The sequence below is a fragment of the Kitasatospora sp. NPDC092286 genome (assembly GCF_044755565.1).
GTDB lineage: Bacteria > Actinomycetota > Actinomycetes > Streptomycetales > Streptomycetaceae > Kitasatospora.
Map to the genome: position 1 here is coordinate 1,365 of NZ_JBIVRD010000100.1, position 2,497 is coordinate 3,861.

General features: G+C 67.7%; 2 protein-coding genes. Both read left to right on the forward strand.

Features of this window, described 5'->3' with window-relative positions:
• Nucleotides 1-1,788 (forward strand): Mu transposase C-terminal domain-containing protein (locus ACIQIB_RS39255; RefSeq protein WP_400764239.1); only part of this gene is annotated, 1,788 nt, incomplete at its 5' end.
• On the forward strand, nt 1,785-2,497 hold a 713-nt coding region (locus ACIQIB_RS39260; protein WP_400764241.1), incomplete at its 3' end, for a TniB family NTP-binding protein. The genes ACIQIB_RS39255 and ACIQIB_RS39260, both read left to right, overlap by 4 nt.

The window sequence follows — 2,497 nt, forward strand, 5'->3', positions numbered from 1 at the left end:
CAGGCGCCTGCTGGCACGAAGCCGAAGCCGGAGTACGACCCGGCAGCGGTGTCGCTGACCCGCCGTGAGCAGGCCAAGGCAGCGGAACTGACCGCTACGGGGCGGCCGGTGACGCCAAGCGCGATCACCAAACGGCGCCGCCGCTATGAGGCCCGCGGAGTGGTCGGGATGGCCGACCACCGGTCTGCCAAGCCCATCAGCGCGCACGGCCGGGTGGACCCGCTGGTGGTGGAGGCAATGCAGAAGGCGGTCGCAGAGGCCGCCCAGGGTTCCACCCGGACGGCGACTTACCTTTTCTGGAGGACAGGCCAGATCCTGGAAGCAGATCACGGTCGGGGTGTCGTGGAGCTGCCGTCACAGCGCAGTCTCTACCGGCTGCTGGAGAAACTGTCGGCGGGCAAGCACACCACCGGATCGGCCCGCACTCGCCGGTCGCTGGCAGACCGCCCCGATGGGCCGTTCGGCGAAAGAAGTGCGGCGGCGCCGGGCGAGCTGATGCAGATGGACTCCACCCCGCTGGACGTGCTGGTCCGCCTGGACGATGGGGTCCCCGCCCGAGTGGATCTGACCGGCATGATCGATGTCGCCACCAGGAGCCTCACCGCGGCGGTGCTGCGGCCGACGACCAAGTCAGTGGACGCCAGCGTGTTGCTGGCCCGCACCGTCACCCCCGAGCCGATGCGGCCCGGCTGGGCCCAGGCGCTGGCGATGTCACGCTCGGCGTTGCCGTTCAGGCGGCTGCTGGACATCGACGCCCGTCTGGAGCACGCAGCCGCCCGGCCGGTCATCGTCCCCGAGACCATCGTGGTCGACCAGGGGAAAGTGTTCATCTCCCGCAACTTCCGGGCCTCCTGCAACTTTCTGGGCATCAACTTCCAGCCGGTGCACGACGCATCGGGCTGGGAGAAGGGCCACATAGAGCGGATGCTGGGTTCCGTCGGAACTCTGTTCGCCCAGTTCCTGGCCGGTTACACCGGCTTCAACGCCGAACGTCGCGGCCGGCACGTCGAACAACAGCCGCTCTGGTCCTTGGTGGAGCTGCAGGAACTTCTGGACGAGTGGATCGTGGTCTGGCAGAGCCGGCCCCACGACGGACTGCGCGACCCGCTTCACCCGGGGCGGATGTTCAGCCCGAATGAGAAGTACGCCGCTCTCGTCGAGACGGCCGGCTATGTCCCGGTCGCGTTGTCGGCCGACGACTACATCGAGTTGCTGCCCGCGACCTGGCGGGCGATCAACGCCTACGGCGTGAAGATCAAGCACCGGACCTACGACGACGAGGCCCTTAACCCTCTGCGGCAGCAGCGGTCAGGCGTCAAGGACCGCAAGGATCTGTGGGAGATCCACTACGACCCTTACGACGTGTCCCGCATCTGGGTCCGTGACCATTGGAAGGGCGGCTGGATCACCCTGTTCTGGAAACAACTGCACCGCGTCGCCGCCCCGTTCGGCGAACTCGCTTGGGACCACACCCGCCGCACCCTGCCCGGAGCGAGTGAGGAGCAACTCGCCGACGCAGTCGCCGATCTGCTGCGACGAGCCCATCAGGGCCCGGCGGACAGTGGTGGCGCGGGCAGCAGAGCCGGGCTCAGCCGCCGGGACCGGCGTGTCGTCGCCCGCACCAAGTCCAGTCCGCCCTCCACCCCCGTCGCGCCCGAGGGACCCCCTGCCGATCGCGTTGCCGACGGCGAAGCGGGCCCGGCCGACGACGCTCCCGAGGAGAACATCGCCAAGGTGATACCGATGCCGATCTTTGACCCGTTCACCGAAGCGGACAAGCGGTGGTGAGCCGCGGGCCGGGGCAGAGCGGGGATTCCGCAGACGGGTACGGGCATCTGCAGCTGACCACCCTGCCGGGCTGGCGCGGGTTCGTCACCGAGATTCCCGCAGTGCCGGAACTGCTGCCCGAGGCGATCTGGTCGGGTCTCGCGGACGACAAACGAGCCTGCTACGACGATGACCGCATCGACCACCACTCAAGGTTGCTGGTGGTCCAGACTCCCACGATCCGCCAGGTCATCACCTCGGGCCGCCGCCTGATCCAGATGAACAAGAACGCCCACTACGGACGATGCGGCCTGATGGTGTCCGGCCCCGCCAGAACCGGCAAGACCACCGCGCTCACCCAACTCGGCAAGACCGTCGAGGTAATCCACAGACGGCGTCACCCGAATTCCTCCAGCGACATCCCGGTCATCTACATCACCGTCCCACCCGCCGCCACCCCCAAGATGATCGCGATGGAGTTCGCCCGGTTCTTCGACCTGCCGATCTCCACCAGGAGCAACATCACCGACATCGCCGACGCCGTCTGCGGCGTCAGTACGGACGCCCATGTGACCCTCGTCGCGGTCGACGAACTCCACAACCTCAACACCGCCACACGCGCCGGCGCCGAAGCCTCCGACACCCTGAAGTATTTCTCCGAACGCATCCCGGCCACCTTCGTCTATGCCGGAATCAGCCTGGAACGCACCGGACTGCTCTCCGGCCCTCG